Origin of the sequence: Bacillus sp. JJ1609, from assembly GCF_036967045.1 — a bacterium.
Classification (GTDB): domain Bacteria; phylum Bacillota; class Bacilli; order Bacillales; family Cytobacillaceae; genus Mesobacillus.
This window is the reverse complement of record NZ_JBALSS010000008.1, coordinates 32,702-47,603: the sequence shown is the minus strand read 5'-3', so window position 1 is coordinate 47,603 and position 14,902 is coordinate 32,702. Positions and strand designations below refer to the sequence as shown.

Here is a 14,902-nt window from a genome sequence, read left to right as displayed (position 1 = left end):
CCGCGGAAAGCGAAGCGCCTGGAACGAAAATCAACAGCCTTGTTTAACAGAGACATCCATGCTAATGAAAATTCGCACCATGGTGAATGAAATGATGCATTTTTGCCTATAATGATTTCTCATTTTTTTATTGTGCATATTTTCAGGGTAGCCTTTTATTTAAAAAATTTCATTAAAAACTATAAGAAAATAACCTTATCATTCAATATTACAAACTTCAACAGGGCAGCTTTCACAATCAATTTCTCTTTTAAGCCGATTCAATGCATGAACAGTGATGAAGCCCTTATCGATGGAAATGCTATTATTTCTTCTTAACTCGCTCAGCAGTCGGTTGACTACCTCGCGGGATGTGCCGCAAAAATTAGCGAGCTCCTGGTTTGTCAAGGAAACATCAATTTTTATTCCTTCGTCCGTCTCCACTCCATAACTGTTCGCCAGCCGTATTAATGTCGAATATAAAGCACCTTTCTTTCCATGGAGGACAAGGTCCCGGAATCTGGTTTGTGATTTTCGATGCTGTAGTGAAAGCCATTTTACCAATTCCAGCGCGAGCGCATTATCCTTCGCTATTTCATTCTCCAGTTTTTCCTTCTTGATTACTGCGACAGTTCCACTCTCAGAGGCTTTCGCAGTAAGTAAATGGCTTGATGCAGGGCTGAACAGTGATAGCTCTCCAACCAATTCTCCGGCTGAGCACATTCTGATTGTCAGTTCACGACCGTCAGCAACCATCTTGCTGATCTGGAATTTGCCGCTTTGAATAATATACAGCTCACTTGCGTTATTTCCTTCCTCAAAAAGGAATGAGCCTTTTTCAATTTTTTTGACCCTGTGAACCTTTTCGAATACTTTATTCAGCTTTGGTGACATGGTTGTTGCAGCCTGCATGTTAATACCACCCCATGTACGGCAGGCCGATTATACTCCTGTCCGTATAAATAATTAATATAATTATATTGTAAAGCATATTAAGCCAGCAATAAAATTGCGAATTGTTCACATATTGTTAATAATTTTGTTGCGTTTTGAAAATTGAATTCTTATAATAAAAAGAACATAATTAATATTTATAAATATTTATGAGTATTTATACATTGTTGGAAGGAGGAGAAAAGTGAAAGCAGCGATCATCGGTACAACAGGATATGGGGGAGGAGAGCTGATTCGCCTCCTGGCAAACCATCCATATTTCACAATCCATTCAGTCCACACTACGAGAGACGAAAAACCAGTATCCGAAGAATATCCACACTTAACAGGGATTTTTGATAAAGTCCTTACAAACATAGATCCTGAAAAAATCGCTGAAGAATCGGATGTTGTTTTTCTGGCAACACCTTCAAAGGTTTCTGGGAAGCTAGTAGATTCATTTTTTCATACTGATATTAAGGTAATCGATTTATCTGGAGATATGAGACTGAAAAAAGGAGATTCATATAAAACCTGGTATGGTCATGATCCGGTTAATGACTCAATTCTTGCTGAGGCCGTTTATGGTCTAAGTGAATGGTATAGAGATGAGATCAAAGATGCAAGGCTTCTGGCTAACCCGGGCTGCTATCCGACTGCAGCGCTTCTGGGTCTTGCACCTGTTCTGAAGGAAAAGTTAATTGATCCGTCAAGCATCATTATAGATGCTAAGTCAGGTGTGTCGGGCGCTGGAAGGTCTCCCTCAATGGGTACGCTATACGCTGAATTGAATGAAAATTTTAAAATTTATAAAGTCAATGAGCATCAGCATATTCCCGAAATTGAACAACAGCTTAGCCAATGGAATGGCGACCAGGTAACGATTACATTCAGCACACACTTAATTCCTATCACTAGAGGAATCATGGCGACCATGTATATTCAACTGAAGAATGAAGATGATACGGAGAGATTGCTAGATTTATATGAACAAACCTATCATGGCCACCCGTTTATCAGAATCAGGAAAGAGGGAGTTTTTCCGGCAGTAAAAGAAGTAAAAGGCTCGAATTTTTGTGACATAGGCCTGCACGCGGATAGGCGGACCGGGAGGCTGACAGTCGTTTCTGTCATCGATAATTTAATGAAAGGGGCTGCAGGCCAGGCTGTCCAGAATGCCAACCTTATGTTTGGTATAGACGAAACAGCAGGTCTTGGATTGATACCCCTGTACCCATAAAGGAGGATAACATGTACCAGGCATTAACTGACCAAAACTTAATTAAAGAAATTACTGATGGCGGCATCCTTAGTCCAAAAGGCTTCCTCTGCGGCGGTGTCCATGCAGGACTTCGTTATAACAAGCTTGATTTAGGAATGATTGTAAGCGAAACACCGGGCAGTTGTGCAGCTGTTTACACAACGAGCCACTTTCAGGCAGCTCCGCTATTGGTAACTCAGGAAAGCATCGCCCAAGAAGGTGTTCTCCAGGCACTCGTTGTCAATAGTGCGTGTGCGAATGCATGTACAGGAGAACAGGGATATCAAGATGCTTTAAAGATGAGGTCATTGGCTGCTTTAAAATTAGGTATCTCTGAACATCATGTCGCTGTAGCTTCGACAGGTGTCATTGGGGAATTCTTACAGATGGAAAAAATTGAAGCAGGAATTGACAATCTTGAAATCGGGAAATCAGCAGGCGATGCAGAAGCTTTTCAGACGGCAATCCTGACGACAGATACAGTCATGAAGCAATGCTGTTATTCCGCTGTGATTGATGGCAGGACAGTTGTCATTGGCGGTGCTGCCAAAGGTTCAGGTATGATTCACCCGAATATGGCAACTATGCTTGGTTTCCTGACAACAGACGCAGCCATAGAGAGTAAGCATCTTACTATGGCATTAAAAGAAGTGACGAACACCACCTTCAACCAAATAACGGTAGACGGGGATGTATCCACAAATGATATGGTACTTGTGCTTGCGAACGGTGCTGCGGGGAATGCCCCGTTAAATCCTGAGCATCCAGAGTGGCCAATTTTTCTTGAACTGTTAAAAGAAAGCTGTGCCAGCCTTGCGAAACAAATCGCAAAGGACGGTGAGGGAGCAACGAAATTAATCGAGGTGTCAGTGAAAGGCGCTCAGACGAATGAAGAAGCCTGTACAGTTGCAAAGAAGATTGCCGGATCAAACCTTGTCAAAACAGCGGTGTATGGTGCAGATGCGAACTGGGGAAGGATTATCGGTGCAATTGGCCAAAGCCAGGCAGCAGTAAATCCCAAAACGGTTGATATCGCCCTTGGCCCAATCAATATGCTTAAGGATAGTACACCGATTGCTTTTAACGAGGATGAAGCGAAGGATTACCTAATGAATGATAAAGTGCAAATTTTTGTTGATCTTCAAATAGGAGGTGGCACTGGCATGGCATGGGGCTGCGACCTTTCATATGATTATGTGAAAATAAATGCAAGTTATCGCACATAAAGGGGCGAATACTTTGAAGATAGTAGTCATTAAATGCGGCGGAAGTGTATTGGATGATCTGACTGATGATTTTTTTACAAGCTTAAGAGAGCTGATGGAGAACGGCTTTTCTCCGGTAATTGTCCATGGTGGCGGGCCAGCGATCAACACAATGCTGGACTTATTTGGAATAACAGCACAGTTCAAAGATGGTTTACGAGTGACATGTGAAAAAACAATGGGAATTGTTGAAATGGTTTTATCAGGGCAAACGAACCGGCAGCTTTGTGGAATGCTGATAAAAAATGGCTTCAATGCACTAGGTATAAATGGAAGCGACGGTGGATGCCTCCAGGGAGAGTATCTAGATAAAACTGGATTAGGCTATGTTGGGGCTATATCCGTGGTGAACACCGATTTAATCATGATGGCAATTGAGAAAGGCTATATTCCGGTGATCACTCCTATCGCAGTTGCCGAAGATGGCTTAAAGCTGAACATAAATGGCGATTATGCAGCGGCATCAGTTGCGAAAGCCTTAAAGGCGGAACGCTGTGCATTTGTAACCAATGTAGAAGGGATTCTTATCGATGGTGAGATTGTCAGTGACGTAACTGAGAGAGAAGTAGAAAGCTATATTTCTGATGGACGTATTTATGGCGGGATGGTCCCTAAAGTGAATTCAGCCCTATCCGCAATGGCTTCAGGAGTAGAAAAAGTAATGATCATTTCTGGTAAAAAGCAATTTTTTAAAAATAACTGCTGGCACGGGACATCAATTGCCGCAAAAGTGAGGGTTTTAAAATGAGCTATTTATTCCCGACCTATCAAAGATGGGAAATCGAGCCTGAAAGAGCAGCGGGTGCTTTGATCTATGGAAAAGATGGACGTGAATACCTTGATTTCACTTCAGGTATAGGTGTATGCAATTTAGGCCATCGTCCTGAGCCTGTAGAGACTGCGGTGAAAAAACAGCTGGAATCCTTTTGGCATGTATCTAATCTATTTCCACAAAGAATCCAGGAGGAAGCAGCGGGAAAGCTGGCAGAAGCGGCGGATTTAGATTGTGTATTTTTTGCCAATAGTGGTGCTGAAGCGAATGAAGCAGCTATTAAACTGGCTAGGAAAGCTACCGGGCGAACGAAAATCATTTCCTTCCTGCAATCCTTTCATGGCAGGACATTCGCAGGGATGGCTGCAACCGGCCAAGAAAAAATCAAACAAGGATTCGGCAGTATGCTAGAAACATTTGTACACCTTCCATTCAATGATCTTGAAGCGTTCCAAGACGAAATTGGGCCGGATACAGCAGGGGTCATGATTGAAATCATCCAGGGGGAAGGCGGAATTCATGTCGCTGAGTCCGAGTTCCTTAAAGAAATAGAAAAAGCATGTATGAAAAATGGTACCTTGCTGATCATTGATGAAATCCAGACAGGAATCGGACGTACAGGGAAGCCATTTGCTTTTCAGCACTTCGGAATAAAACCGGATATAATCACGGTTGCAAAAGGCCTGGGCAGTGGACTGCCAATTGGAGCTGCCGTGGGAAAAGCTGAGTTGAAGGAATTTTTCGGTCCTGGAAGCCATGGTTCAACATTTGGCGGAAATCCGGTGAGTACAGCAGCCGCATCTGCTACGATGGAGATTATTTTTCAAGATGAATTTTTACTTGAAGCAACAGCTAAAGGGAATTATTTATTTGAATCGCTTCATAAAAGTCTTGGACAATTGGATATTGTAAAAGAAATCAGGGGACTGGGACTGATGGCAGGAATCGAAATGACCAAAGAGGTCCAGCCTATACTAGCAGCTTTAAGAAAAGCTGGCCTGATTGCACTGCCAGCAGGAGAAAAAGTAATCCGTCTGCTTCCACCACTGAATGTAAGCCAGGAAGAGATTGAAAAGGCTGTTCATATAATAGAAGAAGCTCTTTTCGAGTAGCTTCTGAACAAAGAAACATTTATGCAGGTGGTAGAAGCAGCAATGTATACGAAAAGAGCCTAGAAGAAACAGTAAGCATGCATTCAATCACAGCGTAAAGGCTGTATATTTTTTAAACTGGATGTATAAAAATAAATTCTTGTAAATAAATATTCAACAGGAGAGGTGTCGGATGAAAGGATATCTGCAACTGGCTGACGGCAAGACATTTCAGGGGCACTTGCACGGGAAGCTGACTGAAGAAGGAATTGCCGGAGAGATTGTTTTTTTCACCGGAATGACTGGCTACCAGGAGGTTCTGACAGATCCTTCATATAAAAATCAAATTATCGTGTTTACGTATCCGCTGATCGGCAACTACGGGATAAATGATGAAGACTTTGAGAGCAAGAAGCCGCATGCAGCAGCTGTCATCGTTTATGAAGCAGCAAACTATGCATTCCATTACGAAGCTCAGCATTCATTTTTAGATTACTTAAAGAAATGGGATATACCGGTACTTGAACATGTGGATACAAGGGAACTTGTAAAAAGCATCCGGCAGAATGGAACGATGCCAGCAGTTCTATCAAATAAGCCTGACTGTGATGTAAGTTGTGATATGATTGCTGGCCTGAAAGTAAAGGAAGTATCGACCATTAAACCTGAAACGATTGGCTCGGGTGATACGCATATTGTTTTGATTGACTATGGATTCAAGAAATCAATCGCTGAATATTTGGTAAAACAAAATTGCCTTGTGACGATTGTTCCATATCATTATACCTTTAAACAAATTGCCGCACTCCAGCCTGATGGCGTCCTATTATCAAATGGGCCCGGAGATCCTAAGGAGCTCGCCGGAAACCTGAAAGACATTAAAAAAGTGATTGAGTATTACCCTGTCTTAGGAATCTGCCTTGGACATCAGCTGGCGGCTCTTGCGCTTGGTGGGGATACGAAGAAGATGCTATTTGGGCATCGCGGAGCAAACCAGCCTGTTTATGATGTGACTGCAGGCAAGGTATTCATGTCATCACAGAACCATAGCTATGCTGTTGACCAGCACAGCATTGCCAAAACAGGATTGAAGGTGCGTTTTTTCAATAAAAACGACCAATCAATCGAGGGACTTTACCATGAAAAACTGTCTCTCCTGACAGTGCAGTTCCATCCTGAAGCCAGTCCTGGACCAGAGGACAGTACATTTATATTTGAAGAATTCATCCAAACAGTCAAATGCAAAAAGCGGAGAGAAGTCAGCTATGCCTAAAGATACTAGTGTTAAATCAGTTTTAGTAATTGGTTCTGGCCCCATTATCATTGGCCAGGCAGCCGAGTTCGACTATGCAGGAACACAGGCCTGCATCGCACTTAAGGAAGAAGGATACAGGGTCATCCTTGTAAACAATAATCCTGCCACCGTAATGACCGATCATGTCTTTGCAGACGCTGTATACTTTGAGCCCATGACAGTGGAAGGTGTTGAAAAAGTCATCGCACTCGAAAAGCCTGATGGAATCCTTGGAACACTCGGGGGCCAGGCAGGTTTGAATTTGGTGTTCAAGTTGAGCGAGCAAGGAATCCTTGAAAAACACGAGGTAAAAGTACTTGGGACGTCTGTTGCGAGCATCAAGCAGGGTGAAGACAGAGAGGCTTTTCGCGGTTTGATGCATGAACTAAATGAGCCAGTTCCTGAAAGTGAGGTTGTTCATCAAGTTGAGGAAGCAATCGCCTTTGCTGAAAAAATTGGCTTTCCGTTAATTGTCCGCCCAGCCTATACACTCGGAGGCACTGGTGGCGGGATCGCGGTCTCAATGGACGATTTAACATCACTTGTCACTGGCGGATTAAATGAGAGTCCTATTAATCAATGCTTGATTGAAAGGAGCATTGCAGGTTTTAAAGAAGTTGAGTATGAAATGATGCGGGATGCTGCAGGCACATGTATTGCTATCTGCAATATGGAAAATATTGATCCCGTCGGCATCCACACCGGTGATTCAATCGTTGTTGCGCCTTCCCAAACGCTGACAGACCGTGAATATCAGATGCTGAGAACTTCAGCCGTTAAAATTATATCTGCATTAGGAATCATTGGCGGCTGCAACATCCAGTTTGCACTTGACCCCGAAAGCAAAAATTATTATTTGATTGAAGTGAACCCAAGGGTCAGCAGGTCTTCAGCACTTGCATCAAAAGCGACTGGCTATCCAATTGCCAGGATGGCGGCGAAATTAGCTGTTGGGTATAACCTGGCAGAAATTATGAATCCTGTAACCGGCAATACGTATGCAAGTTATGAACCAGCATTGGATTACGTCGTGGTTAAAATTCCTAAATGGCCGTTTGAACAATTTCCCCAGATTGACAGGACATTGGGCACACAAATGAAGGCAACTGGAGAAGCGATGGCAATTGATCGAAGCTTTGAGCGTGCTTTTATTAAGGCAGTCAAATCACTGAATATCAAGACGCTGGATCTTAAGCTTCCTGCCATCTCACAATATACAGTTGAGCAGCTTCATGATTTGGCAGCAAAACAAACAGACCAGCGGATTTTTGCGCTTCTTGAATTGCTTCGACGTCACGAGGACATTCATTTGCTGCATCAAAAAACGAAAATTGATTTATTTTTCCTCGCTAAATTCAAGGTGATGATTGATATGGAAGAGATGATTGAAGGACTAAGCAGCGAGCAGGTTACAGCCTCAGAGTTAAGGCACATAAAGGAAAAAGGCTTTAGTGATGAATTTCTCGCCAAAGAGTGGAAGGTTACTGAGGAAAAGATAAGATCACTAAGAAAAAGTCATGGTGTAACACCAGTATATAAAATGGTCGATACATGTGCCGCTGAATTTGAATCGTCCTCAAATTATTTCTATTCCAGTTATTTTGGAGAAAATGAAGCACCTGCCGCAAGCAAAAAACGCAAGGTATTAGTCATTGGCAGCGGGCCCATCAGCATCGGACAGGGAATTGAGTTTGACTATTGTTCTGTACATGGAGTATTTGCCTTAAACGAAGAAGATGTAGAAACAATCATGATTAACAATAATCCGGAAACAGTAAGCACTGACTTTGCAATCTCTGACAGATTGTACTTTGAACCATTGATGATTGAAGATATTTTGAATGTCATAGAAAATGAGGGAATCCAAGAAGTGATTGTCCAGCTCGGCGGACAAACAGCTTTGAACCTAGCAAAGGGGCTTGAAAAAGCAGGTGTCCAGCTGCTGGGCACGAGCTCCAAGACTATTGACTTATTTGAAGACAGAGACCAATTTTATCAGCTGCTTGATAAGCTTAATATTCCAAGAGTACAGGGAGAAACCGCTGCGAATAAAGTTGAATTGCTAAGCGTTGCTGAACAGCTAGGTTATCCTGTACTGATACGTCCATCCTATGTAATCGGCGGCCTAAACATGGTCGTAATCCATAATCCTCAGGAATTAAGCAGTCTCATTGAGGCAGGAAATATTCAGTTTCCGATCCTTGTGGACCAATATCTGGAAGCTAAAGAGGCGGAGCTGGACTTAGCTTCAGATGGAGAACATATTCTTATTCCAGCGATCATCGAACATATTGAAAAAACGGGTGTCCATTCCGGTGACAGCTTCTGTATCATTCCAGCCCGGAGCTTTTCGCCTGAAACAAAACAACTGATGGCCGATTATGCCAAGAAAATCGTGACAGAAATTAAATATAAAGGGTTAATGAACATCCAATTTATTGTGAATGGAAATGAAGTATTGCTTCTTGAAATCAATCCGCGTTCCAGCAGGACGATGCCAATAGTCAGCAAGGTAGCCGGAGTGGAATTAGTGAAAAAAGCGACAAAAATATTGCTCGGGAAATACTTTTTGTCGAAAGACGAGCTGCTTCTTGATTCAAACGCTCCTTTTAGTTGCGTTAAACATCCTGTCTTTTCAAACTTTGCCTTGAAGGGACTGGATTCCAAGACGGGGCCACAGATGATTTCCACCGGGGAAGGAATCAGTATAGCCACATCAACGGATGAGGCATTGAACAAAAGTTTCCATTCCATTAACGGAAAACCTCTCGAAGGAGTAATCGCATTTGCAGACAAGGGTGATTTAGCACTTGCTAGCCGTCAATATGATTCATCCGTTTTGGAAATGGTGGAATACGAAAAAGCAGATAATCCTCAAAAAATCGCAGCATTATTTTGTCCAGGAACCTCAGCTAGAGATAAAGCATTAAGGGAATGGGCAATTAAAAACAGAAAAATCGTACTGACACAAAAAGAAACTTTGAATGCCCTTTTAAATAGCTCATCAATAGACAGTTGGGAAGTAAAGTCCCTGGGTGAATGGCATATAGAAACCAGTGAGGAAGTGATCGCAAAATGACCACAATTCAGCAGCTAGACGTTAATTTAAAAGGAAAAGATTTATTAACATTGGCAGACTTGACTTCAGAGGAAATCATTGGTCTGATTGAAAAAGCAGTTGTACTTAAAGATAAGACATCAAAAAAACAATTTGACTACCCCTTGAAAGGCAAAATTCTAGGGATGATTTTCGATAAATCATCCACACGAACAAGAGTATCATTTGAAGTAGGAATGATCCAGCTTGGAGGCAGTGCGCTTTATCTTAATGGAAATGACCTGCAGCTTGGTCGTGGAGAAACGATTGCCGATACTGCACAGGTGCTTTCACAATATCTCGATGGCATCATGATAAGAACCTTTTCGCATAGTTCTGTAGAGGAGCTGGCCGAACATGCCGCAATCCCTGTCATTAACGGATTGACCGATCTTTACCATCCATGCCAGGCACTCGCCGATTTACTGACTGTTTATGAAAACAAGGGGAAGCTGGCAGGACTGAAACTCGCCTATATCGGTGATGGCAATAATATGGCTCATTCATTGATGATTGCCTGTACAAAAGTCGGTATGGATGTATCGATTGCCGCACCAAAAGAGTATTTTCCTGATTCTGATGTAACGTCCATGTGTGAAGAGTTTGCCGAAATAAGTGGTGCGAAGCTGGTTATAACCGATTCGCCAACAGAGGCTGTAAAGGATGCTGATATCATCTACACAGATGTGTGGACCAGCATGGGGCAGGAAGCTGAGAATGAACTAAGGCTTAAGGCTTTTCAGGATTATCAGGTAAATGCCGATTTGCTTGAACAGGCAAAAGAGGATTACCTCTTTATGCATTGTCTGCCCGCACACCGCGGAGAGGAAGTAAGTGCTGAAGTGATTGATGGTTCTCATTCTGTCGTTTTCGATCAGGCAGGAAATCGTCTGCATGCCCAAAAGGCGCTGTTAGTGGAAATCCTCAAGGATTAATTTTAGGCTGTGTTAAAGGTCAATGTTGATTTTTAGCACCTGTTGATTGGAGCGGAGGGTACTCGACTCCTGCGGGCTCACCTGACGCCCCGCGGAAAGCGAGTGCCCGGAGCGGAAATCAACAGTCTAATTTTAAAAAGTTCTCTTAAAATTAGGCTGTAGAATTCTCCTTAATAAAATCAAACTAAACCGGCTGCAGCATAGCAGCCGGTTTTTAGCGTGAATTATGAAAAGAAAATAACAAGCGCCCCAACAACGAAACAGTAAATAGCAAAATATTTCAGGTTTCCTCGAGCCATAATATTCATGAACCATTTTTATGAAAAATATGATGCGATTAAAGATGCAAAAAATGCTAGCGCATATGGAAGCGCCAATTCTTTCAAATAAGGATCCTTCACAATATCCGAGAATCCAAGAAGCATTCCACCGACACTAACAGGTATATAAAGCAGAAAAGAATACCTCAATGCTGTTTCCTGTCTCATGCCAAGGCCCATAGCTGCTACGATTGTTGCACCCGACCTGCTTATGCCTGGAATTAATGCGATTGCCTGTGCAAGTCCGACAATGATGGCATCACGGTAGCTCAATTCACCATCACTTTTACGAACCCGCATGTTGCGGATCATCCATAAAGCCAAGCCAGTAACTAAAAGGGTAATCCTACTGTCCTGATGGATGCCAGGTTATCTTCGATAAAATCTCCGAAGAGGATACCGATTATACCAGCGGGAATGGTATCGATATTCAAATAAATGATGAACATAAAATCGGATTTCGCTTTCGAATCTTTGTTTTTAAGGTATGCTAAACCGTTAATAATTAAACGCTTGATGTCATCTTTATAAATTAGCAAAAGGGCAAATAATGACGCTGTATTGACCAATAGCGCAAGGCTCATCCCTTCAATTTCAAGACCAAAGAAATGTTCTGCAATTTCAAGATGCCCGCTAGAGGATACAGGAATAGGTTCCGTAATGCCCTGGAATAGGCCCAAAAATATGTATTTAATTAATCAAAAAGATTTTCCATACTAGATAAAGCTCCTCCAAAAATTTCATTTTCCGTTATATCCAATACAAACTAATTTAACGAATATCCCTTTTTAATGAAAGGATAAAGTCACTTCCAAAAGTTTTTATAAATAGTTTATTTGAATCAGCAAATAATAAAATTGCCGGATAACTTATAAAGGAGGAAGGCATAATGGGACAGAATCGACAATTTCGACCTGGACAAAAAGCTCCAAATAATGGCGTATACATTGAAATCGGTGAGACAGGCAGCACTGTCAACAATCCTCAAAAGCTGAAGCTAAGTGCTGGCGACCGTTTTCCGGAAACTTCAAATCATAACCGCCTCTGGACTTACCAGAGGAAACCTTGAGGCAGCAAATTTCATTCATTAACAGTGAGCCATCCGATGCGGATGGCTTTACTTATTGGGAATTTTTATTATAATATACTTAAAGGTCAAAAAAGGTCAAAGGAGTGAATGGGTTGGATTTGAAGAAAATGACTGAGAGTTTGCAGAATGCATTTGTATCAGCCCAGACCCTGGCTGTTCAACATAACCACCAGGAAGTTGATGATTTGCACTTGTTTCTCTCCTTATTGGGGCAAGAAAGCAATTTAGCTGCAACATTGCTTTCAGGGATGGGGATCGATATAGGGAAGTTTAAAAAAGAATTAACAAAATCCTTGTCTAAAAAACCTCAAGTATCAGGTAGTGGGGTGGAACAAGGGAAATTATATATTACCGCATCACTTCAAAAGGTTTTGGCTCAAGCCGAAAAGGAAATGGACCAATTTGAAGATGAATTTTTATCAGTGGAACACGTCTTGCTTGCCGCAGTTGAGTCAGCTTCGTCAGAAACAGGCTCTGCACTGAAAAAGCTAGGATTATCAAGGGTGAATTTATTATCCAGAATTAAAGAGGTTAGGGGGAACCAGAGAGTGACTTCGCAAAATCCAGAAGCTACGTATGAAGTATTAAAGAAATATGGACGCGATCTTGTAGAAGAAGTCAGGTCCGGAAAAGTGGATCCTGTAATCGGACGAGATGGGGAGATTCGGAACGTCATTCGCATCCTGTCAAGAAAGACGAAGAACAACCCGGTTTTGATCGGTGAGCCCGGTGTTGGTAAGACTGCGATTGTAGAAGGACTTGCACAGAGGATCGTTCGTAAGGATGTTCCTGAAGGTCTAAAGGATAAAACAATTTTTGCACTTGATATGAGTTCCTTGATTGCTGGCGCAAAATTCCGCGGGGAGTTTGAGGAGCGGTTAAAAGCTGTATTAAATGAAGTGAAAAAAAGCGAAGGGAAAATCCTTCTGTTTATTGATGAACTTCATACCATTGTCGGTGCTGGAAAAACGGAAGGTGCAATGGACGCAGGCAATATGTTAAAACCGATGCTTGCCCGCGGGGAGCTCCATTGTATTGGAGCAACGACTTTGGATGAACACCGGAAGTATATTGAAAAGGATCCAGCGCTTGAACGGAGGTTCCAGCAGGTATTAGTACAGGAGCCTGACGTTGAGGATACAGTTTCGATTTTAAGAGGATTGAAGGAAAGATTTGAAATCCACCATGGTGTAAATATCCATGACCGTGCGCTAGTTGCTGCAGCTACCTTATCTGATCGATATATCACAGACCGTTTCCTGCCTGACAAGGCTATTGACCTTGTCGATGAAGCCTGTGCAATGATACGGACTGAGATTGACTCAATGCCCACTGAGCTTGATGAAGTGACAAGAAGAGTTATGCAGCTTGAAATAGAAGAAGCGGCCCTTACAAAGGAAAAGGATGATGCCAGCCGTGAGCGACTTGAAGTTCTTCAAAAGGAACTGGCAAATCTTCGTGAAACTGCGAATGAAATGAAGTCGAGATGGCTAACGGAGAAGGAAGGTATCCAGAAGGTGCAGGAAAAGCGCGAACTTTTGGAAAAACTTCGCCGGGAACTGGAAAAAGCAGAGAATGATTATGACCTGAACAAGGCTGCTGAATTAAGGCATGGAAGTATACCTTCTCTTGAAAAAGAATTGAAGGAACTTGAAACGGAAGTTAGCGCAAATGCTGGTGACAGGCTCCTCAGAGAAGAAGTGACAGAGGAAGAGATTGCTTCTATCGTTGCACGCTGGACTGGCATTCCTGTCATGAAGCTTGTAGAAGGCGAGAGGGAGAAACTGCTCAAGCTCGAAAGTATCCTTCATCAGCGTGTGGTGGGACAAGAGGAAGCAGTATCTCTGGTGTCAGATGCCGTTCTAAGGGCGAGAGCAGGAATCAAGGATCCAAACAGGCCGATTGGTTCGTTCATTTTCCTTGGACCTACTGGCGTTGGAAAAACAGAGCTTGCCAAAACGCTTGCTCAGTCATTATTTGACAGTGAGGAGCATATCATCCGCATCGATATGTCAGAGTATATGGAAAAGCATGCTGTGTCCCGATTAATCGGTGCGCCCCCGGGATATGTAGGATATGAAGAAGGCGGCCAGCTTACAGAAGCTGTAAGGAGGAATCCTTATTCTGTCATCCTGCTTGACGAAATAGAAAAAGCACATCCAGAAGTGTTCAATATCCTGCTTCAAATGCTTGATGATGGCCGCATCACGGATTCACAGGGAAGAACGGTTGATTTCAAAAATACAGTAATTATTATGACATCGAATATTGGCTCCCATTTCCTTTTGGAGCGCCACGAGGGCGAGGAGGAAATTACTTCAGAAACACGAGACCTGGTCATGTCTCAGTTACGGAGTCATTTCCGTCCAGAATTTTTAAATCGTGTGGATGAGATAATATTATTTAAACCTCTGTCATTAAAAGAGATCAAATTAATCGTTGAAAAGCTGATTATCACATTGCAGGAGCGGCTAGCTGACCAGCAAGTCCAGCTTACCATCAGTGATGAGGCAAAAGAGTATTTGGCAGCAAATGGATTTGATCCCGTTTATGGAGCACGCCCGCTGAAACGCTTCATCCAAAGAAGCCTCGAAACAAAGCTAGCAAAAGAAATCATAGCCGGACGGATCAAAGAAAAAAGCTTAGTGGAAATAACCGTGGAAAATGGTGAAATACAACTGCAAGTCAATTAAATGAACGGCTGGATTAAAGATCAATATTAACAAAGATAAAATATGGCTCTGTTAAAGCCAATGTTGTTTTTAAACCCTGTTGATTGTAGTGGAAGGCGCGAAGACTCCTCCGAAAATGCTAACGCATTTCCATCGTGCGTGGGCAGATTCGAGGAAGCTATTCAGTGTCCTG

General features: G+C 42.5%; 10 protein-coding genes and 1 pseudogene. 9 read left to right on the top strand and 2 right to left on the bottom strand.

The annotated features are described in order from the left end of the window. Positions 1-198: 198 nt before the first annotated feature. The gene (locus tag V7654_RS09015) at positions 199-891 is read right to left on the bottom strand and encodes a Crp/Fnr family transcriptional regulator (RefSeq protein ID WP_438825275.1); all 693 of its coding nucleotides are present in this window, start codon (positions 889-891) and stop codon (positions 199-201) included. Positions 892-1,117: 226 nt separating this feature from the next. Here V7654_RS09015 and argC point away from each other — a divergent pair, with 226 nt between their 5' ends. The 7 genes from argC to argF all read left to right on the top strand — a co-directional run bounded on the left by argC (position 1,118) and on the right by argF (position 10,627). After that, positions 1,118-2,152, top strand: a complete 1,035-nt coding sequence (gene argC, locus V7654_RS09010; RefSeq protein WP_335430014.1) for an N-acetyl-gamma-glutamyl-phosphate reductase — start codon at positions 1,118-1,120, stop codon at positions 2,150-2,152. Positions 2,153-2,163: 11 nt separating this feature from the next. Then, positions 2,164-3,399: a bifunctional ornithine acetyltransferase/N-acetylglutamate synthase gene (argJ, locus tag V7654_RS09005; RefSeq protein WP_335430013.1), complete on the top strand. Its 1,236-nt coding sequence runs from the start codon at positions 2,164-2,166 to the stop codon at positions 3,397-3,399. A gap of 13 nt (positions 3,400-3,412) precedes the next feature. Next, on the top strand, positions 3,413-4,186 hold the full coding sequence (gene argB / locus V7654_RS09000; RefSeq protein WP_335430012.1) for an acetylglutamate kinase: 774 nt from the start codon (positions 3,413-3,415) through the stop codon (positions 4,184-4,186). Beyond that, positions 4,183-5,322 carry an acetylornithine transaminase gene (locus V7654_RS08995; RefSeq protein WP_335430011.1) on the top strand — a complete coding sequence of 380 codons (1,140 nt, stop codon included), beginning with the start codon at positions 4,183-4,185 and terminating at the stop codon, positions 5,320-5,322. The genes argB and V7654_RS08995 overlap by 4 nt, the downstream gene beginning before the upstream one ends. A 172-nt stretch (positions 5,323-5,494) precedes the next feature. Continuing rightward, a complete protein-coding gene (locus V7654_RS08990) occupies positions 5,495-6,574 on the top strand; it encodes a carbamoyl phosphate synthase small subunit (RefSeq protein WP_335430010.1) in 1,080 nt (359 codons plus the stop codon). Beyond that, a complete protein-coding gene (locus tag V7654_RS08985) occupies positions 6,567-9,674 on the top strand; it encodes a carbamoyl phosphate synthase large subunit (protein ID WP_335430009.1) in 3,108 nt (1,035 codons plus the stop codon). Before V7654_RS08990 ends, V7654_RS08985 begins: the two co-directional genes overlap by 8 nt. Beyond that, on the top strand, positions 9,671-10,627 hold the full coding sequence (argF, locus tag V7654_RS08980) for an ornithine carbamoyltransferase (protein ID WP_335430008.1): 957 nt from the start codon (positions 9,671-9,673) through the stop codon (positions 10,625-10,627). The genes V7654_RS08985 and argF overlap by 4 nt, the downstream gene beginning before the upstream one ends. A 224-nt stretch (positions 10,628-10,851) precedes the next feature. Here the strand turns inward: argF and V7654_RS08975 are convergent. After that, a pseudogene (locus V7654_RS08975) lies at positions 10,852-11,642 on the bottom strand (undecaprenyl-diphosphate phosphatase). Between the two features lie 194 nt (positions 11,643-11,836). Here V7654_RS08975 and V7654_RS08970 point away from each other — a divergent pair. Both V7654_RS08970 and clpB read left to right on the top strand, forming a co-directional pair. Continuing rightward, entirely contained in the window at positions 11,837-12,016 is a 180-nt protein-coding gene (locus V7654_RS08970; RefSeq protein ID WP_335430007.1) for a YjzC family protein, read from the top strand. Between the two features lie 113 nt (positions 12,017-12,129). Then, the gene (clpB, locus tag V7654_RS08965; protein WP_335430006.1) at positions 12,130-14,730 is read left to right on the top strand and encodes an ATP-dependent chaperone ClpB; all 2,601 of its coding nucleotides are present in this window, start codon (positions 12,130-12,132) and stop codon (positions 14,728-14,730) included. The last annotated feature ends 172 nt before the right edge of the window (positions 14,731-14,902 follow it).